This is a genomic window from Microbacterium sp. S308A+, assembly GCF_049800815.1.
In the GTDB taxonomy this organism is placed as follows: Bacteria; Actinomycetota; Actinomycetes; order Actinomycetales; family Microbacteriaceae; genus Microbacterium.
In genome coordinates this window covers 601,505-624,855 of record NZ_JBNAFT010000002.1, presented here as the reverse complement: position 1 = coordinate 624,855, position 23,351 = coordinate 601,505, and the positions used below count along the sequence as shown (strand labels likewise).

17 protein-coding genes are annotated in these 23,351 nt (G+C 71.7%); 7 read left to right on the top strand and 10 right to left on the bottom strand.

Translation table 11 applies throughout. The features are described 5' to 3' along the window. Window positions 1-86: 86 nt before the first annotated feature. Window positions 87-1,184, bottom strand: coding sequence for a YlbL family protein (locus ACP15J_RS08670; protein ID WP_424936605.1), 1,098 nt, complete (start codon window positions 1,182-1,184; stop codon window positions 87-89). A 137-nt stretch (window positions 1,185-1,321) separates the two neighbouring features. Between ACP15J_RS08670 and ACP15J_RS08665 the strand changes: the two genes are divergently transcribed. Further along, window positions 1,322-2,779: a zinc-dependent metalloprotease gene (locus ACP15J_RS08665; protein WP_424936604.1), complete on the top strand. Its 1,458-nt coding sequence runs from the start codon at window positions 1,322-1,324 to the stop codon at window positions 2,777-2,779. A gap of 788 nt (window positions 2,780-3,567) precedes the next feature. Here ACP15J_RS08665 and ACP15J_RS08660 read toward each other — a convergent pair. Next, on the bottom strand, window positions 3,568-5,274 hold the full coding sequence (locus ACP15J_RS08660) for an ATP-dependent helicase (protein ID WP_424936603.1): 1,707 nt from the start codon (window positions 5,272-5,274) through the stop codon (window positions 3,568-3,570). Next, complete coding sequence (gene nudC / locus ACP15J_RS08655) at window positions 5,271-6,170, bottom strand: NAD(+) diphosphatase (protein WP_424936602.1); 900 nt, start codon at window positions 6,168-6,170, stop codon at window positions 5,271-5,273. Before nudC ends, ACP15J_RS08660 begins: the two co-directional genes overlap by 4 nt. Before the next feature lie 79 nt (window positions 6,171-6,249). On the opposite strand from nudC, the gene ACP15J_RS08650 reads away from it, so the two are divergent. After that, window positions 6,250-7,635, top strand: coding sequence for a phosphotransferase (locus tag ACP15J_RS08650; protein WP_424936601.1), 1,386 nt, complete (start codon window positions 6,250-6,252; stop codon window positions 7,633-7,635). Here ACP15J_RS08650 and ACP15J_RS08645 read toward each other — a convergent pair. Then, entirely contained in the window at window positions 7,581-11,036 is a 3,456-nt protein-coding gene (locus tag ACP15J_RS08645) for a UvrD-helicase domain-containing protein (protein WP_424980923.1), read from the bottom strand. The genes ACP15J_RS08650 and ACP15J_RS08645 overlap by 55 nt on opposite strands. Then, on the bottom strand, window positions 11,033-14,302 hold the full coding sequence (locus ACP15J_RS08640) for an ATP-dependent helicase (protein WP_424936599.1): 3,270 nt from the start codon (window positions 14,300-14,302) through the stop codon (window positions 11,033-11,035). Before ACP15J_RS08640 ends, ACP15J_RS08645 begins: the two co-directional genes overlap by 4 nt. Before the next feature lie 139 nt (window positions 14,303-14,441). Here ACP15J_RS08640 and ACP15J_RS08635 point away from each other — a divergent pair, with 139 nt between their 5' ends. Together ACP15J_RS08635 and ACP15J_RS08630 are read left to right on the top strand one after the other, a co-directional pair. Next, a complete protein-coding gene (locus tag ACP15J_RS08635) occupies window positions 14,442-14,666 on the top strand; it encodes a DUF3107 domain-containing protein (protein WP_424936598.1) in 225 nt (74 codons plus the stop codon). Window positions 14,667-14,676: 10 nt separating this feature from the next. Next, complete coding sequence (locus tag ACP15J_RS08630; RefSeq protein WP_424936597.1) at window positions 14,677-14,964, top strand: hypothetical protein; 288 nt, start codon at window positions 14,677-14,679, stop codon at window positions 14,962-14,964. 123 nt (window positions 14,965-15,087) lie between these two features. Here the strand turns inward: ACP15J_RS08630 and ACP15J_RS08625 are convergent, their stop codons facing one another. Beyond that, entirely contained in the window at window positions 15,088-15,801 is a 714-nt protein-coding gene (locus tag ACP15J_RS08625) for a ferritin-like fold-containing protein (protein ID WP_424936596.1), read from the bottom strand. A gap of 189 nt (window positions 15,802-15,990) precedes the next feature. Between ACP15J_RS08625 and ACP15J_RS08620 the strand changes: the two genes are divergently transcribed. Next, window positions 15,991-17,511 (top strand): DEAD/DEAH box helicase, encoded by a 1,521-nt coding sequence (locus ACP15J_RS08620; protein WP_424936595.1) that lies wholly within the window; start codon window positions 15,991-15,993, stop codon window positions 17,509-17,511. Between the two features lie 62 nt (window positions 17,512-17,573). Here the strand turns inward: ACP15J_RS08620 and ACP15J_RS08615 are convergent, their stop codons facing one another. Further along, window positions 17,574-18,458, bottom strand: coding sequence for a PHP domain-containing protein (locus ACP15J_RS08615; RefSeq protein WP_424936594.1), 885 nt, complete (start codon window positions 18,456-18,458; stop codon window positions 17,574-17,576). Between the two features lie 103 nt (window positions 18,459-18,561). Here ACP15J_RS08615 and ACP15J_RS08610 point away from each other — a divergent pair, with 103 nt between their 5' ends. Further along, complete coding sequence (locus tag ACP15J_RS08610) at window positions 18,562-19,587, top strand: endonuclease/exonuclease/phosphatase family protein (RefSeq protein ID WP_424936593.1); 1,026 nt, start codon at window positions 18,562-18,564, stop codon at window positions 19,585-19,587. A 19-nt stretch (window positions 19,588-19,606) separates the two neighbouring features. Here the strand turns inward: ACP15J_RS08610 and ACP15J_RS08605 are convergent, their stop codons facing one another. After that, entirely contained in the window at window positions 19,607-20,023 is a 417-nt protein-coding gene (locus tag ACP15J_RS08605) for a DUF3054 domain-containing protein (RefSeq protein WP_424936592.1), read from the bottom strand. Between the two features lie 95 nt (window positions 20,024-20,118). On the opposite strand from ACP15J_RS08605, the gene ACP15J_RS08600 reads away from it, so the two are divergent. After that, the gene (locus ACP15J_RS08600; protein ID WP_424936591.1) at window positions 20,119-21,546 is read left to right on the top strand and encodes an aminopeptidase P family protein; all 1,428 of its coding nucleotides are present in this window, start codon (window positions 20,119-20,121) and stop codon (window positions 21,544-21,546) included. Between the two features lie 105 nt (window positions 21,547-21,651). Here ACP15J_RS08600 and ACP15J_RS08595 read toward each other — a convergent pair whose 3' ends face one another. Both ACP15J_RS08595 and ACP15J_RS08590 read right to left on the bottom strand, forming a co-directional pair. Further along, on the bottom strand, window positions 21,652-22,332 hold the full coding sequence (locus ACP15J_RS08595) for an alpha/beta family hydrolase (protein WP_424936590.1): 681 nt from the start codon (window positions 22,330-22,332) through the stop codon (window positions 21,652-21,654). Next, a complete protein-coding gene (locus tag ACP15J_RS08590) occupies window positions 22,329-23,273 on the bottom strand; it encodes a general stress protein (protein ID WP_424936589.1) in 945 nt (314 codons plus the stop codon). Before ACP15J_RS08590 ends, ACP15J_RS08595 begins: the two co-directional genes overlap by 4 nt. Window positions 23,274-23,351: the final 78 nt, after the last annotated feature.

Below are 23,351 nucleotides of genomic sequence, written 5' to 3'. Positions count from 1 at the left end.
TCAGCGGCGCCTGAGACCGCGCGAGCCGCCCTTCGCCCGTCGCGAACGCCAGAGCCAGGCGGATCGGCTCTGGGCAGGGATCGCCGTCACCCTTGCAACGCAGTGCAGGTGGGCAGGGCGCCGACGTCCCCGTGATCCGCGATCGTCTTCAGCGCCGTCAGCGAGTCACTGAGCGTGTCGGTGCGGATCACGGTGAGACCGTCTGGCACGTGGCCGACGACCTCGCCGCAGTTCGCGCCGGGCGCGAGGAAATACTCCGCGCCCGCACCGCGGGCCCCATACAGCTTCTGTCGGATCCCGCCGATCGGGCCGACGCTGCCGTCCGCCGCGATCGTGCCCGTACCGGCCACCTGCTGGCCGCCGTTGATCTCGCCGGGGGTGAGCACGTCGATGATCCCCAGCGCGAACATCATCCCGGCGCTCGGACCGCCGACGTCGTCGAGACGGAGGCTGACATCGATCGGGAACGCGTACTCATGCCGCAGAGTGACGCCGAGGAGCCACGTGGGCGTGCCGTCGACCTCCTGCTGCTTCGGCGTCACCGTGAGCTCCTGGGTGGTCCCGTCACGGTCGATCGTGAGCGCGAGCGGCGCACCGGCGCTGTCCTGGACGAAGGCGCGCAGCGCGTCCACGTCGACGACCCCCTTCCCGTCGATCGCCGTGATCCGGTCGTCCTTCTGCAGGACCCCTTTCGCCGCGCCGTCGTCGGTGACCGCATCGACCTCGATCGTCACCGGCACCTCGTAGCCCAGCTCACGCAGCGCAGCGGCGATCGCCTCCTGCTGGGAGTTGACCATGAGCAGCTGGTTCTGCTGGTTGCGCTGCTCGGTCGTCACCCCCTGTGGAAAGACCGCGTCGAGAGGGACGACCGCGCGCGACGGGTCCATCCAGGCGGAGATGAGCTCCATCCACGAGGGCGTCCGCTCGCGGTTGCCGACCACCTGCACGGTCGTGAGGTCGAGCGCCCCGCCGGTCTCATAGGTCTGCGCGCCCGCGACGGTGATGAGCGGCGTCTTGACGCCCTCTTTGTCCTCCACCTCGCCGAGGGTGTTGTACACCGGCCCCGGCTGCTGGATCACATACGGCAACGGCAGGAAGGTGATCACGAGGAGCCCGACGAGCGCGACGACGAGCGCCGTCACTCCGATCGTCGCCGAACGGCTGCGTGCGCGCGTGGGCGTCACTGATCCTCCTGACTGACGGCCGGCGGGTGGTCGTTCGCGACCGGCGTACAGCGATGCGGTCCTGGACGGGCCGCGATCCGCTTCCGTGTGACTAGCGTAGGACGCAGCGGCTATACACGTGCTGAGAGGGCCTGGCAATGGCAGAGAACGACCCGAATCCCGACGACTTCCGAGAGTTCCTGCGCAAGATGCTGGGCGCCCAGGGCGACGACCTCGATCTGAGTGCCCTCGACGGGATGGAAGGTCTCGAAGGCCTCCGGATCGACCCCGCGATGATGACGGCCTTCCTGCAGCAGATGCAAGGCGCAACGGGCGCCGACCCGTGGGAGGCGACGCTCCGCCAGGCGCTGCACATCGCCAACCGCGAGGGACAGGGCGTCACCGACGGCAGCCGTTCCTCGATCGCCGACGCCTTCGTCCTCGCCGACCTGTGGGTGGGCGAGGCGACCACGATCTCGGAGCTCTCCGCACCGCCCAAGGCTCTGACCCGCGGCGAATGGGTCGAGCAGACCCTTCCGATCTGGAAGGAGGTCGCCGCACCGGTGTCGACCAGCATCGCCGACGCGCTGACCACAGCTCTGCAGGGGCAGACTCCCGAGGAGATGAGGGGGATCGTCGAAGGCGCCGGTCGCCTGATGCGTGGCCTCGGATCCTCGGTGTTCGCGATGCAGTTCGGCCAGGTGCTGGGGAACCTCTCCCTCGAGGTGGTCTCCGGCGGCGACGTCGGGATCCCGGTCCTCCCTGCCGGCACGGCCGCGATCGTGCCGCAGAACCTCGCGGCCTTCGGCGAGGGCCTGGAGATCCCCGAGGACCAGATCGCGCTGTACCTCGCCGCCCGGGAGATCTCCTACGCACGGCTGTACCGGCACGCGCGCTGGCTCCATCTGCACGTCATGTCGCAGATCACCGACTTCGCCCGTGGCGTGGCCGTGGACATGGACGCGCTCGAAGACGTGGCGGGCCGACTGGACCCGAGCGACCCCGAGGAGCTGCGCGCGGCGATCGAGGGAGGCGCTCTCCTCCCCGCGCAGTCCGACGCTCAACGCGAGGCGCTGGAGCGTCTGGAGAACCTCATCGCGACGATCGACGGGTGGGTCGACGTCGTCACATCGGCGGCGACCGCGCGTCTGCCCGAAAGCCCGCGCATCGCGGAGGCCGCTCGGCGCCGCCGGGCTGCTGGCGGCCCGGCGGAGGATGCCCTCGGAGCCCTCGTCGGCCTCCAGCTCCGCCCCCGGCGCCTGCGCGAGGCCGCAGCGATGTGGCAGGCAGTCACAGACGCGGTCGGTGTCGCAGACCGTGATGCCCTGTGGGACTATCCCGACCTCATGCCGACCGCGGACGACATCGACGACCCGTCGGCGCTCGTCGCCCGCCTTCAGGCTCGTGCCCGCGGCGAGCAGCCCCAGCCTGATGAGATGGACGAGGCACTGACACGGCTCCTGGACGGCGAGTTCGCCGAGGGCGCACCCGGCTCTGAGGCCTCGCCGGGAGGGGACGGCTCTCCCGGCGAGACAAGCCCTTCCGACGAGACCGGCACCGAGGGCAGGACGGAGGACCCGGGAGCGGACCCGAACGGCGGCGAGAGGCCGGTCTGATCGGCTCCTCCCCCGCTGCCGAACAGGACGAGTTCTCCACGGATCGCAGATCGGCGATCCGTGGACGGGTGGTGCCGGCGAGAATCTGTCCATGCCGACCCTCCTCCTCGACCCCGCGCATCCGCTCCTCTGGCGGGACGCCGAGACGGTCCAGTTCGGCCCCGACGCCGTGTTGACGCTGAGCGCGGGCGAGGCCTGGATCGAACGGCTGCTGCATGCGCTCCGGACGGGAGTCCCCGCGCTCTCGTTCGACCTCGTGGCGCACAAGTGCGGCGCGCCACGAGCCGCGGCCCGTGCACTGCGCGAGCACCTCGCACCGGTCCTGGTCGCCTCGTCGGAGCCGCGCCTGGTCCGCTTGACCGTGCTCCCGGACATCGACCCGCAGACGGCGATCCGACTCGGCGAGGCCCTGGCTGACTCCGGTCTGGACATGGCGGGCGCCGAGGATGACACAGCAACGCTCGTGCCCGTCGCGGCCGGCGTCTCGGCCGCGGTCGACTCCACGGCCGCCCTCGCCGACGACCGTCCGCATCTTCCGCTCTCGTTCGACGCGGCAGGTGCGACGATCGGCCCGCTCGTGGTCCCGGGGCGGACGCCCTGCCTGTCCTGCCGCGACGCCGGCGACCGCGATCACGACCCGGCCTGGGCGGCGGTGCACACGCAGATGCTGCGGCGGCCGCCGGGGCGCGTGCCGCTGCGACGGATCGCGGCGGCGGCGGACGTCCTCGCGCAGCTGCTGTCGGAGGACGCCGAGACGATCCGGCTCGGATCGTCTCGGATCGTCCGGATCACCGCGGAGGGGCGGCGCGCCTCGCGCTCGGTGCGCTTTCACGCAGAATGCCGTTGCCGATCTCTCCCAGGAACCGCGACGCTCGCCGTTCCGCACGCGCCGATTCCCGCGACCAGCTCACTGCCAACGTTCGCGCGGCCCGCGTGATCCCGACATAGGCAAGCCTCCGCTCCTCGTCGACCGCATCGAGGCCGGTGGCGTAGGAGATCGGCAGCAGACCCTCCGACCATCCGGCCAGATACACGTGTGGCCATTCCAGCCCCTTGGCGGCGTGCAGCGTCGACAGCGTGACGGTCTGCATCGCCGGCTCGTGCTGATCCTTCGCTCTGGCCAGCAGCGCGTCGCTGAAGGTGCGGAGCGTCATCCCGGGTCCCGCGTCCTCGGCGAGCTGCAGCAACGCCCTGCGCGCCTCCCATCCGTCGCGGAGGGCACCGCCGGCCTCGGGCGGGTCATCCGTGAAGCCGAGACCGCGAAGCACGTCGCGCACCGCGGGGAGGAAGCCCCGATCCGTCGGGGCCACGGCCGCGCCGCGAAGCGCGAGGACGGCCTGGCGGACCTCCGGCATGTCGAAGAAGCGCTTCCCCCCGAGCACCGTCGCCGCGATCCCCCGCACCGCGAGGGCCTGCAGGATCAGCGCGGACTGCGAATGCGCGCGGTAGAGCACCGCGACGTCCTGCGCCTGCACCCCTTCGGCCAGCCGCCGCGAGATCGACGCGGCCACACCCGCCGCCTCGTCCGTGTCCAGATCGAAGGCGGTCACGGTGGGAGGCTCGGCCTGCGGGTAGGCACGCGCGGGCACCAGCTCCAGTGCGCCAGGACGCCCGCGCATGAGCGCGTTCGCCGCAGCGAGCACCGGTTCGGCCGAGCGGTAGTTCGTCTCCAGCCGAACGACGGTCGCGTCCGGGTAGGTCCTCTCGAAATCGAGGAGAAAACGCTGGTCGGCTCCGGCGAACGAGTAGATCGTCTGTGACGCGTCCCCGACGACGCAGAGGTCTCGCCGCTCGCCGAGCCAGAGCTCCAGCAGACGGTTCTGGAGCGGCGAGACGTCCTGGAACTCGTCCACCGTGAAGTGGCGGTACTGCTCGCGCACGGCCGCAGCGACCCTTGCCTCCGTCTCGAGCATCCCCGCGCAGGCAAGCAGCACGTCCTCGAAGTCGAGCTGATGGCGCTCGTCCTTCAACGCCTCGTACGCACGGGCGATGTCCGCGAGAGCCTGGGGGTCGAGCCGACCGACCGCGCGGCCGCGTGCGGCCGCCTCCTCGATCGAGAGCATCGACACCTTGCGCCATTCGATCTCGGCGGCGACGTCGCGGAGGGTCGCCGTGTCGGGTCGGATCCGGAGGGTGTCGGCGGCCTGGGCGAGAAGCCGGACCTTGTTGTCGACGATCCTCGGCGCGGGATTCCCTGCCAGCTGCGGCCAGAAGAAGTTGAGCTGCGACAGCGCGGCGGCGTGGAAGGTGCGCGCGGCCACGCCCTCCACCCCAAGCGCCCGCAGCCGGCCACGCAGCTCCCCGGCGGCTTTGGCTGTGAAGGTCACCGCCATCACCCGTGCCGGCGAATATGCCCCCGTCTCCACGCCGTGCGCGATCCGGTGGGTGATGACCCTGGTCTTCCCGGTCCCCGCACCCGCGAGCACGGCCACAGGTCCGCGCAGGACGGATGCGGCCTCGCGTTGCCGGGCGTCGAGCCCGTCGAGGGCGCTCATACGCGCTCCCGGTGCCAGTCCTCGATGAGGGCGCGCGCGATCGACGCAGGACCGGGGAGGGCGACAGGGCCGTCGCCGGTGAGTGCCGACCCGATCTCGGCACGCGTGAGCCAGCGCACGGCGACGATCTCCTCGCCGTCTCCGTGTGCCTCTTCCTCGTCGATCGCCGTCGCCCGGAAGCCGATCATCAGCGATCGCGGGAACGGCCACGGCTGCGACCCGCGGTATCGCACGTCACGCAGCCTCACCCCGGCCTCCTCGCCGATCTCGCGATGCACCGTCGTCTCGAGGGACTCCCCCGCCTCGACGAAGCCGGCGAAGCACGAGTGCACGCGCCCTGCCCAAGCCGCGTTCGCGCCGAGCAGCAGTCGCTCGCCGTCCGCGCTCTCGACCGCTACGATCACGGCGGGATCGGTGCGGGGGAAGAGATCGCGCACGCAGGAGGCGCAGTGCCGCGACCACCCGGCCTGACGCACCTCGGCCTCCGCGCCGCAGATCGGACAGAACATCGCTTCCAGAAGCCAGCCGGCCAGGGCCATTCCGGTGACGAGGATCTCGGCGTCCTCGTCAGGCAACATCGCGGCGATCTCGCGGATGCCGCCCCACCGCTCATCCCCCGGAGGCTCGGCGTTCGAGGGAAGCGCGGCGAGGAGCACCGGGGACCGATCCGCGCGGCGTCCGATCAGCGCCCATCGGATCCCGTCCGCGTCGCCGGTGGACGACGACTGCGCCTCGACGACGGTGAGGAGACGGAGCACCCCGGCCTCGTCGACGACGGCACGACCGCGATGCACGAGGAGGACACGCGTGTCCTCCTGCTCGCGCAGCCGGTCGACGATCCCGGGAAGCTCCCGTTCGCCTCCGACGCGATCCAGGATTCCTTCCCTCGCGATCATCCGCTCCCTCTCTCGCGGGCGTGGCCGTCTCAGGCGTGGCGCGGCCGGGCGGACGGCGCCACCGACCTAACCTGGTGGCATGGCTCGCACTCCCTTCACTCTAGCCGCGGCGGTCACGGCTGCCGTGCCCGGAGCCGAGGTCGTCGGCGCCCGCGCGCTCACCTCCGGCGGTGACGCCCGGTTCGACTCCGCGGTGGCGACCCTGGCCGACGGCCGCGAAGCGACGATCCGCGTCTCCCGCGACGACGAGACCGCGGCGGAGCTCTCCGCGGAGGCCCTCGCCCTCCGCGCGCTGACCCCCGGTGCGAGAGAGCTGCTCCCTTTCCTCGCCCCCGATCTGCTCGGACAGACCCGTGTCGGCGATCAGCCGGCCCTGGTGACGTCGCTGGTCCCGGGCTTCCAGGTGGAGGCCGGGAACATCCCTGCCGGACGTGGCACCGCCGAGGCGGCAGGAGCCGCGATCGCACGCATCCACGCGCTGCCGATGTCCATCGTGCGCAGCGCAGGGCTCTCCGACCGCTCCCCCGTACAGATCCGGGAGGACGTCCGGACTCTCGTCGACCGCGCCGCGGCGACCGGCCGAGTCTCCGCCCGTCTCACGGTCCGCTGGCGTGAGGCGGTCGAGTCGGACGAGCTCTGGCGGTTCGAGTCCACCGTGATCCTCGGGGGCGCCACCGACACCTCTTTCCTCTACGAGGACGACGAGGCCTTCGGCCCCCGGGTCTCGGGCGTGATCAGCTGGCACGGGCTTTCGATCGGCGATCCCGCCACCGACCTCGCCTGGCTCGCATCCGCCCCGGACGCCACCGAGGACGTGCTTCGGGCGTATGCGGCGACCACCCTGCGAGCCCCGGATCCGGCACTTCGCGCGCGCTCGCGGATGCTCGCCGAGCTGGAGTTCGCTCGATGGCTGCTCCATGGCCACGAGACCCGGCGAGACGACATCGTCGACGACGCCGCGCAGCTGCTCGACGCGCTCGCCGACGGCGTCCGCAACGATCTGGTGCCTCGTCCTGGCCCCGGCGCGGGGGTCGACGAGGCGATGGTAGCGCTCGAGAGCGTCCCGGAGCATGCTCCCGCCGACATCGACACCTCGATGCAGACCGACGCCTACGACCCGCGGACCTTCGCAGGAGTGATCGCCGACGACACGGCCGCGTTCGGCCCCCGCGGTGCTCTCCCCTTCCCCGAGGACGCCGCCCCCGGGACGCTCCGGGACGGCGACCTCCCCATGGACGATGCCGCGACCGCCAGGGCAGGAACAGCGGCGACCGCGGATGAGGAGCCGACGAGCGACCTCAGTGACGCCCTCACGGCCGCCCGCTCGGCTCTCGACGAGCCCGATGCCCGTCCCCGGTCGGATGGCACGCGCGGTAACACGCACGACCCGTCGGCGGACGAGGCCGAAGCTCAGCGTGCCGCCCGCGCAGCGTTCCAGCGCTGGACCAGCTCCTCCTCGGAGTAGATCCGATCGCCGCGGATGACGAGGTCGTCCGCCACGTAGTACAGCGCGACGTCGATCTCCGTCAGCGGAACCCCATACCGCCGGTGATAGGCCAGCCGGTAGAGCGCGAGCTGCAGCATCCGCTCCTCGCGCTCGGATGCCGTCGCGGGCGGGCGCCCCGTCTTCCAGTCCACGATCTCGATGCGCCCCCCTTCCCGGCGGTACACGGCGTCCAGCTTGCAGATCACGATCCGTCCCGGCTCGTCCTCGATCGGCGGCAGCGTGAAGTCGATCTCCGTCTCCACCGCGATGGGCTGGAGAGGCGCCCATTCGGAGCTCTCGAAGATCTCGCGGAGCCGGGCGAGGTCCGCGGCGTCGGCCTGAGCTCCCTCGTCGGCGCCGACGCCTTCCGCGTCCTCCCCCTCCCAGAGCGCGTCGTCGAGCACCGGCCCCGCCCCGACGAGTCCCGACCGATGCTCGACCCACGCATGGAACAGGGTGCCCAGGCGGGTCTGGCGGTAGGGGCGCTCCGGCATGGGCCGGGCCAGGGAGCGCACCGTGCCACGGAAATCGCTCACGTAGTCCTTGAACCGGGACGCCGGCACGCGCGTCGGAGCGTCGGCGTCGATGCCGCGGAGGCGTGCGGCGCGCTCGGCGAGCAGACGTTCCAGCTCGCGGCTCGGTGCGGGCCGCGAGCCCGTCTCCGCCGCGGCACGGACGGCCGCCGCCGCGGCCTCGACCCCGTCGCGGCGGGCACCGAGCGGGTCGAGCGGCCACGTGACGGTGAGAGCCGCGCCCTCGTAGGGGTTCTGATCGGGATCCGTCTCGCCGATCGGCGGGAGCCCCCATGCCTCGATCGCCTCCTGCAGGAACGGACTCGGGCGGCGCGGCCTCTTCTGGCCGGCCCAGTGCGACCCCGTGAGCAGGAGATCGCTGCGTGCACGGGTCACCGCCACGTAGGCGAGGCGGCGTTCCTCCTGCCGTTGATAGTCGCGATAGGCGTCCTTGAACCGCCGCAGGGCTCCGCCCGCCGGATGGGCCTTCGTGTAGCCCGCCGCAAGGGAGTCGAGCGCCGCCTTGTGACGCCTCGACGGGTCGGCGCCGGCTGTCTCCATCGCCTCGTCCGGATCCCACCGGAAGGACGGCAGTGCATCGCTGTCGCCGCGCAGGGGAAAGGGGACCACGCCGAAGCCGAACCAGCCGGAGGTGTCGGCGATCCGCCCGGGCAGCTCGTCCTCGACGAGCCGCACCACTGCGACCGCGTCCCACTCCAGTCCCTTCGAGCCATGGATCGTGAGCAGCTGGACCACCCCAGGCTCCGGGGGCTCGGGACGAGGCATCAGCTCGTCGGTGCTCTCGGCCTTGTCGAGCCAGGCGAGAAGGCTGCCGAGGGTTCCTCGGTCGTCAGCGGCGAGGAAGGCCCGCACCTCGTCCCCGAAAGCCCGCAGCTGGGTCATGGCGACGCGCGCCGGTCCTCGCGTCTCGTTCACGGCGAGCTCGATGTCCAGCCGCAGCTCCAGCTCGATGAGCCGGACGAGCTCCGGGATCGGCTGGCCCGCCGCGCGCCGCAGCCGCTCCAGCATCTCCCCCGCCGCTCGCAGACGCGACCTCCCCTCCGGCGTGATCGACGCCAGCAGACGATAGTCGTCCGGCGTCCCCCGCACGAAGTCGACGGCGTCCACGATCGACACCGCCTCGTCCGCCCCCCGCGAGGAGCGCAGCCGCTGACGCACCTCGTCCGGGAGCGGCACGAGGGCGCCGTCGCGCTGCGCGAGGGTCGTCGCGAGGTCGTGCAACGCCGCCATGTCGGCGACGCCGACGGCGAATCTCGGCCCGACCAGCAGGCGGATGAGCGCAGATCCCGCGGTCGGATCGTGCAGCACCCGCAGGACCGAGACCACGTCCACGACCTCGGGCGTGGACAGGAGACCGCCGAGACCGAGGATGCGGTGCGGAACCCCGGCATGGGCGAGGGCGTTGGCGAAGCTCTGCATGTGACGTTTGGAGCGGAAGAGGATCGCGCCGGTGTGGGGACGCACGTTCCCGTCCGCCGCGCGATGGGCAGCTCGTCGCTCCACGAACCAGGCCGCGACCTCCGCGGCCTCCTCATCCGCCGTGAGCGGGAACCGCGCGGCGACGCCTCCGTCTCCTGCCCCCGGCCGCGGCTCGAGCGGCGGGACGTCCAGCCCGGGTCGCTGCAGCGGCGCCAGGACCGCGTTGGCCGCATCAAGGATCCGGCGGTCGTTGCGCCAGCTCGTCATCAGACTGTAGCTGCGGGCCGTCTGCTCACGAGCGAACTCCCGTGCGAAGCCGTAGAGGTTGTCGGCGCTCGCCCCCCGCCAGCCGTATATCGACTGGTGAGGATCGCCGACCGCCATGACCGGCGCGTCGTGGAACAACGCGGACAGGAAGCGCGTCTGCACGACAGATGTGTCCTGATACTCGTCGAGCAGCACGACACGGTGCTGCTCACGGAGCTCGGCTCGCACGTCGGGCGCCGACTCGACGATGTCGAACGCGCCACCGACCTGATCGGCGAAGTCGAGCACCCCTCGCCGCCCCTTCTCCGCGATGTACTCGCGAACGAGTCGGACGAGCACGGGCATCGCCGAGAGATTGACCGCGGCGGCGTCCACCGCCGCGTTCGTCCGATAGGGCTCGAACGCAGCGGCCTGGGCGAGCGCGATCCGCTCGATCTCGTCGAGATCGGCCCGATGGTCCAGCGCCTCCCCCGCCACGCGCTGGACCGCGTCGATCACGCCGCCCAGCGCGCGGTCGATCTCCTCCAGGCCGGGGAGATCGGCGCGGAGGACGACGGTCCTGGCCAGCAGCCAGGAGGCCGACTGGCTGAGCATCGCCGCCTCCGGATCCCGCCCGATCCGGGGCGCGTGCTCGCGCACGATCGCATCCGCGAACGCGTTGTACGTGGAGACACGCGGACGGATCATCAGGTCTTCGGCGCCACGCGGAGCCGCCGGATCCCAGCCGGTCCTCCGCGCTGCGGCGAGCTCGTCGAGGAGGTGGGTGCGGACCGTCTCCCGTTGACGCCCCGGGGCCGCCTCGTCCACACGACGAAGAGCACCGGTGGCGACCAGCTCGGGCAGATGAGGGAGGAGCCCGCGGCGCCCGTACTCGTCCACGACCGCCAGACGTGCGGAGATGCGCTCGGCGAGCTCGCCCGCGGCCTTGCGAGTGAAGGTCAGGCCGAGCACCTCGTCTCGGCGGACGTGCCCGTTCGCGACCAGCCAGACGACCCTGGCGGCCATCGTCTCGGTCTTCCCGCTGCCGGCTCCGGCCACGACGAGTGCCGGCTCAGGAGGAGCCTCGATCACCCGCTGCTGTGCCGCCGTCGGAAGCGGCTGGCCGAGTGCCGCGGCGAGATCGGTCGCGCAGATGCCGAATCCGTCTGCCCAGGCGGTCACGAGCTCACCGCCCCGATGGTGTGGATGCGACACGGCGAGACCCGCACCTGCGTGTCCGCGCAGTGCGCGTCGACCTGGGCGGTGAAGCTGCTCGCGGCCATGCCTCGCCCGGCGTCCGCGACCCTGCGGAGGAAGGCCGCCCGCTCCTCGTCGGCGAGCGCGTGCTGATGCGCGATCCGGTAGTCGCTCTTCCCCACCGTCTTGGACACGATCACCAGCCGCGCGCCGGCGAGCGCGTCAGGATCGGCGCCCTCGACGAGCCCCTGCTCTACCGCGACCTGATAGGCGGCGAGCTGGGCGTGCTCGGCGACCGCGGCCTCGGTGTCCGGCTCGTACTTGCCGGTCTTCAGATCGACCACGACCACCCGGCGGTCGTCGCCTCCGCCCGCCATCGGCGCCCACCTCTGGCCGCGCGCGGGACCATGCTCCCCGGCGCCGGGAGGATAGACCTCCACCCGGTCGATCACGCCGCTCACGAGCGCCTGGCCCGCGGTGTCCTGCTCGTCGACGGGGTGGGCAGCGAGCCGCTCCTCCGCTTCCTCCTCGGCGTCGCCCCCGATGTCCACCGCGAAACGGAACGCCGTCTCGGCGGCGATCACCTCGCCACCTTCGCGCGTCACCGCCTTCAGATAGGCGTGCAGGCGGTCGACGTACAGCTCGGCGCGCCGGCGCTCCTTGCGCGCGATCCAGGGCGTCTCGAAGTCGAGCTCCGGCCAGTGCTCGGCGAGGACGGCGCGCATCGCCTCGAGGTCACCGTCGCGCACCCTCTCCATGGCCTCGTGCACGATGGTCCCGATCCCGGCGGACGGCGGCACGGCCGTGTCGCCGCCGAGAGCGGTCACGGCCCAGTTCAGCCCGCATTCCTCATATGACTCGAGCCGCGACGGCGACACGCGAACCCCGGCGGCCGCGAGGTCTCGGAGGGGCGCCGTCGTCGACGGTGCGAGCCCGCCGTACCACTCCACGGGGTCGGCACCGGGGACGCCTGCCTCCGCGAGGAGCCGCAGCTGCCCCGCCGCCTCTGCACGCGCGGTCGCTTCGGCGGAGGTCGTGAGAGTCCGGCGGTGACGGGCGACAAGACCGCGCAGGGTCAGCGGATGCGCACCGCGCTCGTCGTCCGGCGGCGTCGGCGGAGGGAGGAAGGCGAAGAACGGGCTCGGGCCGTTCTCGTCATCGTCCACGGCAGTCACGAGCAGCCGGCGCCTGGCCCGGGAGAGCGCGCGGACGAAGAGCCGGAGCTCGTCATGCAGCGCGGCACGACGACGGTCGAGGGCGCTGTGCTCATGCTCGGGTTCCCCACGGCGTCCGGCCGCGAGCGCCTCCGCCAGCTGCCAGGAGCCGAGGAGTCCGCCGCGGAGTCGGACGTTGGGCCACACGCCGTCCTGCACCCCGGCGACCACCACGGCGTCGAACTCGGTCCCGAGGGCGGTCGCAGGCGTCAGCAGGGTGACCACGCCCGGGCGTTCGGGAGAGGAGAGCGAGTCCTCCGGGACCTCGCTGCCGAGGATCTCATCCGCGAAGGCCCTGGGCCGGTTCTCGCCGCCCCGCTCGACCGTGCGCTTGGCCGCGTCGAAGAGCGCGACCAGGGCGTCCAGCGCCCGCGCCGTCTCCGCTCCGCCCGGCGCGCTGGCTCTCTCCTGCCAGGCAGCGGCGAGGCGTCGGCCGTCGACGGCGCGGGCGGCGTCCCAGACCCGCCACAGGAGGTCGTGGACCGTCTCCCCGCGCACGGCCGCCTCGTGCACGTCGCGCAGCATCGTGCCGAAGCGGTCGGCGACCCTCGCCTCAGGAGTGTCGATCAGGGTGAGCTGGCCCGGTTCGGCGAGCGCCAGGCGAAGAAGCTCCCTCGCCGGCGTCGATCCGCCTCCTTCGAGCTCGCGGTGACGCAGACGCGCCCGCAGCCGCCTCAGTCCCACCCCGTCCAGACCACCGAACGGCGTGCGCAGGGCTTCGGCGAGCTCCTCCGCTCCGCGTTCCTCGACGGGGAGGAGCGCGAGCCGGAGCACGCCGATGATGTCGCGGACCACGCCCTCGCTCCCCAGGGGACGCTGGACGCCCGCTGCGCGAGTGGGCACCTCACGTGCGGCCAGCTCGGTCTCCAGCCCGCTCACCTGGCGCGTGTCGTGCGCGATCACGGCCATCCGCTCCCAGGGGATCCCCGCCATGACGTGCCATTCCCGCAGCGCTGCCGCGATCCGGTCGATCTCCTCGTGCGGCGACGGGGCGAGGAAGGCCTCGACCGCAGGCGCGCCCTCCTCGATCGGGGACGGCGAGAGATGCGGAGCCGAGGGAGCACGCCGGTGCTCCACGCGCCCGGCGGCGCCGATCGCCTGGGTGACCGTGCGAGTGAGGGCGACGAGAGCCTCGTCCTGCCGATGAGGACGGTCGAGAACGTACACGTCGCCGAGGACGCCCGTGAGCTGCGCGAACAGCTCGGGTCCCGCGCCGCGGAAAGCGCCCGAGGAGATGTCGGGGTCGCCGAACGCCATGACCGCGACCCCCCGCGCACGCAGAGCCGCCACCATCGCGACGCCGCCGACCGTGAGCTCCTGCGCATCGTCGACGAGGACGGCCTTGAGGCGTCCGAGGGGTCCCAGCCGGGCGGCGTGGGCCGTGCGCAGGATCGTACCGGCCTCGGCGAGGAGCTCCGCCGCGTCCCGGTGCGCGGAGCGGAGCCGATCGAGCACCCGCCGGTACTCCTCGGAGAAGGCGGCCGCGGCGACCCAGGCGGGTCGTCCGGTCGCACGCAGCTCCTCGGGCGTGGCCCCGCGCTCGACGCATTCTGCGAGGAACGACCGCAGCTCCGAGCGGAACGTCCGCGAGGCCCGGACGGCCGGTCCGATCTCCGGCGGCCAGGGGATCTGGTCGCCACGGGCAGCCTTGTCCTCGTCCGGATCGGCCTCGAGAAGGTCGGCGATGAGGCGATCCTGATCGGCGCCGGTCAGGAGGGCGGGGGGCTCCAGCCCGGCATGCACCATCGTCCCCCGCACGATCTGGAAGGCGAAGGACCCCAGCGAACGGGCCAATGGTCCCGGCGTGGCGACGCCGATCCGCACGCCGAGTCGGTCGCGCAGGGCGGTCGCCGCCTGGCGATTGGGCGTGAGGACGAGCACCTCATCGACGCCGAGCGGTTCGTCCTCCGTGGTGAGCAGCCGTGCCGCCCGCTCGATCAGCGCATGGGTCTTGCCCGTCCCCGGCGCCCCGATGACGGTGCCGGAGGCGTCAGGCGCTGCGGTGACGACGTCGCTCTGACGGGGGTCCTCTGGCATCCCTCCACGCTAGCCGCGGCGACAGACAATCGCTGTCCGCGAACACGGGCGGCCACGCCCCCTCGGGCCGGCCCGGCTCGGCCAGCCCGCGCTAGAGTCGATGTCTGTACCGCCGTCCTGACCTGCGAGGAGCGCACCCGTGGAAATCCGCATCGGCATCATCAACACCGGCCGCGAGCTGAGCTTCGAGACCAGCACTCCTGCCGACGAGGTCCGCGGTCAGATCACGTCCGCGCTCGACCAGAACGCGAGCCACGTGACCTTCTCCGATGTCAAGGGAAACTCCTACATCGTCCCCACCGCCAACCTCGGCTACGTGGAGCTCGGCACCGAAGAGTCCCGCCGGGTGGGCTTCGTCGCCTGAGCGGTCGGCCATGTACATCCTGCTGGCGATCATCGCCGCCTGCGCCCTTGGCATCGCGGTGCACTTCCTCGTGCCGTCTCGCGGTCTCCGCGGGCTCGCCGTGGCGCCAGCGGTCTCGACGGCGGTCGCTGCCGTGGCCTACACGATCGGCCAATGGTCCGGGCTCGGCGAGAACAGCCTCTGGCTCTGGCTGCTCGCCATCGGTGGCGGGGTCGCGGCGAGCGTCGCCGCCACCGTCACGCTCACCGCGATGCGTCGCCGGTCCGATGCCGCCCAGCGCGCCGCGCTGGGCATCTGAGCCGCGTCCCGCTGGTCCCTTCTCCCCGTCGCGAGCGCCCCTGCAGGAGCCGGAAGACCGCCAGACGTCTCCTTCACGCACCCGGTTCGTCGCGCGCGACGGAACCGCGGAGAGAAGCCTCTGCTAGGACGCCAGTCCCATCGCGTCCATCCGCCGGGCATGCGCGCCCATGAGCTCAGTGAAGACAGGCTCCACGCGCGCATCGTCCGCCGCACCCGGCTCCGGGCGCCGCAACGCGGTACGTGCGACGAGCAGCGTGTCGCCCACGAGCCGACGACCCCACATCGACAGCAGGGATCGCCATTCCTCATCGCTCGTGATCGTGTCCTGGATGATGCCGACGATCTCGTCGCGCGCATCGTCGCGCGCGAGGATCTCCGCCACCCGGTCTCCGCTCTTGCCGTAGCCCGACGCGAGCGCGAGATAGAAATCGTCGAGCATGCCTGCGGTGAGGTAGACCGCGAGAAGCGTCTCGCGGGGGCGGACGCCGATGGTCTTGCGACGGAACGCGTCGAGCTCCTCACGGAAGGGCAGCATGACCTCGGTGGGCTCGTCGCCCCGGCTCCGGATCACCTCGACGATGCCCCGATGCTTCTCCAGCGCCGCGCCGGCCGCACGTGAGAGCGCCTCCTTCTCTCCCAGCTCAGGAGTCGCGCGGATGAGCCGGGTGAGCGTCTCGAAGTACCCGAGCTGCAGGTAGGCGGCCTGGCCCAGGAACGTGTTCAGGTCGGGCGCGAGCTCGGCGAAGTCGACGCGTGCGGTGTCGCCGAAATCCCCCCGTGAGCGGAGGACGAGCGAACGCCGCGGCGTCTTGCGCTGCCAGAACCACCTCACCACCCGCTCAGCCTACTGCGCCCCGCGCTCGCCTCCGCGCGGCCTCACCACCGGCGCGGCCTCCTCGGGTACTCTGGAAAGGCTCCGGCGAGGGATCGGAGCCCCGCGCCTGTGCTTCGAGAAACGGCGTGGATCCGTTTTCGAGGCGGACCCCGACCTAGCGAGGGGCTGCCGGACAGGCTTGCAGAACACGTGACGACATTCGCCGATCTCGGCATCGATCAGGACATCGTCGACGCTCTCGCGTCGAAGGGCATCGTGGATGCCTTCCCCATCCAGGAGCAGACGATCCCGCTGGGGCTTCCCGGCCAGGACATCATCGGTCAGGCGAAGACCGGCACCGGCAAGACCTTCGGCTTCGGAATCCCCGTCGTGCAACGACTCGGCCAGAACCCGGCGCCTGGTGTCAAGGCGCTGATCGTCGTCCCCACCCGCGAGCTCGCCGTCCAGGTGTACGAGGACATGGACCTGCTGACCTCGGGGCGCTCCACGCACGTCGTCGCGATCTACGGCGGCAAGGCCTACGAAGGTCAGATCGAGCAGCTCAAGGCCGGCGCGCAGATCGTGGTCGGCACGCCCGGCCGTCTGATCGATCTCGCAGGGCAACGGCTCCTCGATCTCTCGAACGCGACGGAGGTCGTTCTCGACGAGGCGGACAAGATGCTCGACCTCGGCTTCCTCGCCGATATCGAGAAGATCTTCCAGAAGGTCCCCGCGGTCCGCCACACCCAGCTGTTCAGCGCGACGATGCCGGGCCCGATCGTGGCCTTGGCCCGCCGGTTCATGTCGAACCCGATCCACATCAGGGCCAACGATCCCGACGAAGGGCTCACGCAGGCCAACATCCGCCATCTCGTCTACCGGGCTCACTCGCTCGACAAGGACGAGGTCATCGCCCGCATCCTGCAGGCCGAGGGAAGAGGCAAGACCGTCATCTTCACCCGTACCAAGCGCGCGGCGCAGCGGCTCGTGGACGAGTTGAGCGATCGCGGCTTCAACGTCGGGGGCGTGCACGGCGATATGGGCCAGGAGCAGCGTGAGCGCTCGATGGCAGCGTTCAAGGCGGGCAAGAAGGACGTCCTGGTCGCGACCGACGTCGCCGCACGCGGCATCGACGTCGACGACGTGACGCACGTGATCAACCACACGATCCCGGACGAGGAGAAGACCTATCTGCACCGTGCCGGCCGCACCGGCCGCGCCGGTCGCACCGGGATCGCTGTCACCTTCGTCGACTGGGAAGACCTGCACAAGTGGGCGCTCATCAACCGGGCGCTGGAGTTCGGCCAGCCCGAGCCGATCGAGACCTACTCCTCCAGCCCCCACCTCTACGCGGACCTCGACATCCCCGCGGGGACCAAGGGCCGTATCGTGACCGCGCCGACGGCGGAGAGGCCGGCTCGCAAGCCGCGCCAGCCCGAGCGCGCCGCCGACGCGGCGGCCGAAGGCACCTCCGAGAGCGGCACGCGTCGCCGCCGTCGCCGTCGCCGAGCATCGGACGCGGAGCGGGTAGGCGCCACGTTCGCCGGCGACGCCGAGACGGCGGCGCCGACCGCGACGAACACCGACACCGCGCCCACGGATCGCACCGCCGAAGGTGCGGGCACGCACGACGGCCAGGGCTCCGAGCACCATGACGGCAAGGCCGCGCCGCAGCGGCGCCGTCGTCGTCGCCGCGGCGGCACCGGAAACGCGCCCGCGACCGGCGCCTGACCGGCCACCGACGGTCGGACAGCGACCCGCTAGCCGACCGTCGACCCGCTCTCGCCCTAGGCTCAGATGTCCGGGAAGGTCGCCGTCGCTCCGGTGCCGCGCTCCAGGATCCGTCGGACCATCGCGTCCGCCGTGGTGTTCTCGCCCGGACGATTGGGCTTGCCTGCGCCGTGGTAGTCGCTGGACCCGGTGACGATGAGGCGATGGTCTGCGGCGAGGTCCCTCAGCACCCGCTTGCCTGACGAGGTGTTCTCCCGATGGTCGATCTCGACCCCCGCGAGGCCCGCCGCGATGAGCTCCTCCAGGAGCGGGACGGGGACCATCTGACTCCGCCCCGACGGCGCCGGATGGGCGACCACGGCGACCCCGCCGGCGCGGGTGATGAGGCGTACTGCGCGCGCCGGGTCGGGAGCGTAGTGCCCCTCGTAGTAGCCCTCGCGCGGATGCAGGATCCCGGCGAAGGCCGCCGACCGGTCGGCGACGAGCCCCAGGGCGACCAGCGCGTCGGCGATGTGCGGCCGCCCCACGGTGGCATCGCCGGAGGTCTGCGTCTGCACGTCCTCCCAGGTGATCGGGTAGTCACGTCCGATGTTGCGGACGATCCGCTCCGCACGCCCGATGCGGTCGTCACGGATCCGTTCCATCTCGGCCACGAGCTCGGGGGAGGTGGGATCGAAGAGGTAGGCGAGCATGTGGATGCTACGCCAGCCCTCTCTCGTCGAGAGCTCCATTCCGGGGATGAAGGTCATCCCCCGGCGCACCGCCTCGGCGCGCGCTTCCTCCCATCCGGCCGTGGTGTCATGGTCGGTGAGCGCGATCGTGCGCACCCCGTGCGCGTGCGCTTGCGCGACGACCTCGGCCGGCGGCTCCGTGCCGTCGGAGCGGTTCGAGTGCAGATGCAGATCGCTCGGCCCGTGGAACCGTCCGGTCGGCGCGTCTTCCGTCATCCCTCGAGCGTAGCGAGCGCCACCCCCACGTTCGCGGAGGGCGCTCTGCCGTAGACGTCCGCACCAGTGGTCTCACAGCGGACGTCCCCTAGGCTCGTGCACGATGTTTCGACTGCTGGGTATCCTGCTCACCGTGCTCTTCGTGATCGCCACGGCGGTCCTGACCTGGCCGCAGTTCTTCCACCTGGAGCAGACCTTCCCCCTCACCCAGCTCGTGGCGGCGCGGGGGCTTCTCGTCGTCGCGTACGTCGGAATCTTCCTGCTGGCGCTCCTCCTCTCCCTCGCCCGCCCGCTGCGCGGCTTCGCCGCGTCGATCGCGATCATCGCCCTCCTCGGAGCCGGCGCCTCCGCGACGATCGGCGCGATCCGCGGTCTCGCCCCTGCCGGGCTGCCGGCCAAGACGGCGGAGAGCGTGCGAGTGCTCGCCTGGAACACGGCCGGCGAGGCCGTTCCCGCCGCGGAGATCGCGCGCACCATCGTCGAGCAGAAGGCCGACATCGTCGCGCTCCCCGAGACGACCGAGGACGTCGGGGAGCAGATCGCCATCATGCTCCGTGATCAAAACCACCCCATGTGGGTGCACCACGTGCAGTTCCGGCCCGACGTGGAGAAGGGGCCGGACTCCTGGCAGACCACGATCCTCATCTCCCCTGATCTCGGCGACTACTCAGTGCTCGAGTCCTCGGCCGACGGCACGAGCAACACCAGCTCGGTTCCGAGCGCGGTGGTCATGCCCGTGGATGGCAAGGGCCCTACGGTCGTCGCCGTCCATGCCGTCGCGCCTCGTCCCGACGACATGGACGGATGGCGAGAGGACCTGCGCTGGATCGCCGACCAGTGCCCCGGCGGGAACGTCATCCTCGCCGGCGACTTCAACGCCACGCTCGACCACATGGCCTCGCTCGGCAAGGACGGCGGCGACATGGGCGCCTGCCGCGACGTCGCCTCGCGCTCCGGGTCCGGGATCCTCGGCACGTGGCCATCGTCGCTCCCTGCTCTCGCCGGCGCTCCGATCGACCATGTCATGGCGACTCCGCAATGGCGGGCGAGCGGGTCGGCAGTGCTCGACGCCACGGACGGCGAGAGCGACCACCGCGCGCTCATCGCACAGCTCGAGCCCGCGCGATGATGCCGGTGCTGCCGGGCGACTAGCGCGTCAGGCGACGGGATCGACTCCGGGCGACGAGGCCTGCCACAAGGCGCCAGACGACGAGCAGGAGCAGAAGGGTTGCCGCGGCGACGATGACGAAGGGCAGCGCGACGCCGGCTCCGGAGAGCGCGCGCAGCGCCATCCCGCCCGCCACCGTGATGCCCCACAGCGGCAGACCGGTGCGGATCACCGCCATCGGCGCCGACCAGGCGCGCAGGGCGATCCAACCCACGACGAGGGCCGCGAGGAAAGGCCATGCCGTCTCCAGCACGCCGAGAACGCTGAGCCCGCGCTCATGACTGGCCCGGCCGATCGTGGCGAAGACGAGGACGAGGATCGCATCGCCGGCGAACACCCAAAGCCAGGCCATGGGACGCCGAGACGACGGCGTCGAGGACGAAACGGGCTCGGACATGATCCTCCCAGCCTATTCGGCTCCCGCCCGAGGCGCGTGTCCGAGGGACAGGCCGGCACCGTGCGGCGTGACACGGGCGGTGAGAGACTGGAGACATGAGCACCGCAGACCACGACACGATCGAAGAGTCGACGACGACCCCCGATGCAGAGAAGACCACCTCGGTCACGAACCGACGCCAGCCCTTCCCTCAGGGCTTCCTCGACACGATCTCCTCCGGCTGGGCCGAACGCCCGGCGTCCGCCCCCTCGGCACGTGCCCAGGCTCGGTACGCGGCGGCGCGGCGAGCAACAGTGTCCGCGGCGTTCCCGGGAAAGCGCCTGGTGGTCCCCGCCGGCTCCCTCAAGCAGCGCAGCAACGACACCGACTACCCGTTCCGCGCGCATTCGGCCTTCGCGCACCTCACCGGCTGGGCAACCGATTCTGAGCCGGACTCGGTGCTGGTCTTCGAGCCCGTGTCCGAAGGCCACGAGGTCACACTGTATTTCCGCGAGCGTGCCGACCGCACGACGGCGGAGTTCTACTCCGACGCCACGATCGGAGAGTTCTGGATCGGGCCGCGACCGTCGCTGGCCGCGGTGGCAGCCGATCTGGGGGTCGCCACCGCCCACCTCGACGCCCTCACCACCGTCGAGGGCGAGCTCGTCGTGGACGCCGACGAGGAGCTGACCCGCTTCGTGTCCGAGCTGCGCCTCACGAAGGACGAGTACGAGGTGGCGGAGATGCGGCGCGCGGTCGCGATCACCGCCGACGGGTTCGCCGACGTGATCCGCGACCTCCCCCGCGCGATCGCCCACGCCCGGGGCGAGCGCGTCGTCGAGGGTGTTTTCCACCAGCGCGCCCGCAGCGACGGCAACTGGGAGGGGTACGACACGATCGCGGCCTCCGGGCCGCACGCCTGCTACCTGCACTGGACCCGCAACGACGGGGCGGTGATCCCCGGCGACCTGATCCTCGTCGACGCGGGTGTCGAGACCGACAGCCTCTACACGGCGGACATCACGCGTACCCTCCCCGTGTCCGGCACCTTCAGCCCGGTGCAGCGCCGGGTGTACGACGCGGTCGTCGAGGCCGCGGACGCCGCCTTCGCCGCCGCGAAGGTGGGCGTCCCCTTCCGGGCCGTGCACGAGGCCGCCATGGAGGCCATCGCGGCTCGCACGGCCGAGTGGGGCCTGCTGCCCGTCTCGGCGGAGGAGGCGCTCGACGCCGATCGCGGCGGCCAGCATCGCCGCTACATGGTGCACGGCACGAGCCACCACCTCGGCATCGACGTGCACGACTGCGCACAGGCCCGTCGCGAGATGTACTACGACGGCCTCATCGAGCCGGGCATGGTCTTCACGATCGAGCCGGGCCTCTACTTCCAGATCGACGACCTGACTGTCCCCGAGGAGTATCGCGGCATCGGTGTCCGTATCGAGGACGACATCCTGATGACAGAGCAGGGGCCGGTGAACCTCTCGGCAGACATCCCCCGCACCTCCGCCGAGGTCGAGGCGTGGATCGCGAGGCTTCAGAGCTGAGTGGGTCCTCCGTCCGTCGCGCGCTGCGGCGGGCGGAGGGGCTCTCGGCCGCGACACCGGCGCTGCTCGACCGCTCCGCGAAGGTCTCCGTGCCGGCCGGGGCCGTCAGAGCGTCCGGACGAAGTCCGCGACGGCCGGCGCGAGGGAGGCCCCGATCTCATCCGCCGGGCGTGCGTGCCCTTTCACCTCGAAGGAGTGGCCTCCGCCCTCGACCCAGGTGACCCGAGCATCACGACACATCGCCACAGCCTCGTCGAACTGGGCGAGAGGCTGGATGAACGGATCGTTCGCTCCCTCGATGAAGAGCTGTGGCACGGCCACGGCCGACAGATGCGCGGTCCGCGGCTTCTCCGGCCTCCCCGGTGGGTGCAAGGGATAGCCCAGATAGACCAGGGCATCGACGGCGAGACCCTCCGCGGCGGCCATCGACGCCATCCGCCCGCCGTAGGACTTGCCACCGCCGACGACGATCCCTGTGCCGGGGACGGCGTCGACCACGGCCCGCCACGCGAGGATGGCATGGGTCGCCGGGCCCGGCATATGCCGCCCCGCGACGACGTAGGGAAAGTCGAAACGCACGGTCGAGAGCCCCTCGCGCCGCAACGCATCGGTGAAGCCCGTGAGGAAGGGATGGTCCTTGCCCGCGCCGGCGCCGTGCGCGACGATCACCGTCGCCTCCGCGCCGTCCACCTCGCCGATGACCACGGGGATCTCGACCGGACCGGCCGGGAGCGGGACCGTCACAGAGATCTCGCGCTCGGCGGCCTGCTCCGGGACGGAGGTCATGGCCGCGAGGCGGACTCGCCGTCCCCCTCCGGCGCCGCGGACCCGGCCTCGCCAGACGGCTCGGAGTCGGCAGCGATCGCCTGCTCCGCCTCGGACTCGGCGTCGGCCGCAGTGCCGACAGCGGACCGGAGAGGGGTCTCGGGCCCGTCCACCGCGTCGATCTCAGGGGCAGACGCTGCACGCCCGGCGCGCTGGGCCGCGGATGTGGCGCCGTCCGCGGCCGGATTCCCAGACGGGGCAGCTGCCGCGGCCTCGGCAGCCGAACGAGCCGGAGGAGGAGGAGCGATGCGCTCGCCATACCGCGGCGGCTCCTCGTCCTGCGACGCCGATCGGGGAGCCGGCTGCGGTGCCCCAGGGTCCTGGGCAGGGCTCTGGGCAGCAGGGACCTGCGTCGTTCCGGGCGACACGCGCTCGCCGTAGCGCGGTGGCGCCGCATCGGGAGCCACCGCTGCGGGAGCGGCCGGGCGGGCGGGAGCCGACGACCGGCCCAGCACCTGCCGAGCCTTCGAGAGCGAACCGGGCAAGACCGTCACCTCGTAGTGGTCGGCGGCCAGCTGCATGACGCTCGCATAGTCACGGCGGCGGCGCACGATCGCGTATGTCACGAGACTCAGGATCATCCCCATCGCGACGCCGACGAACAGCACGCCGACGAAAGCCTGGATCGGAGCGGCAGGATTCCCCAGCACGAAGATCGCGGAGAGGAAGAGCCCGATGAGAAGGCCGTTCATGGCCCCGGACCGAGCCGCCGTCGCGTACCCGAGGCGTCCGGTGACGCGCTCGATCGTGCGCACGCCCATTCCGACGATCGCGATGTCACGCGCAGGGACCTCTCCTGCGATGAGCGTGGAGACCAGCTTCTGCGCGGCCTCGTACTCGCGCACCGAGGCGACGGTCTCGCCGACCTCGGCGGTGCCTGGCGGACGGTTCATCATGCTCATCCCTCCATTCTCCCACGGACCACCTGATCGGCAGATGCGGGGCGACGACCAGCCAACCGGAGCGTCCTGCCGGCGGAA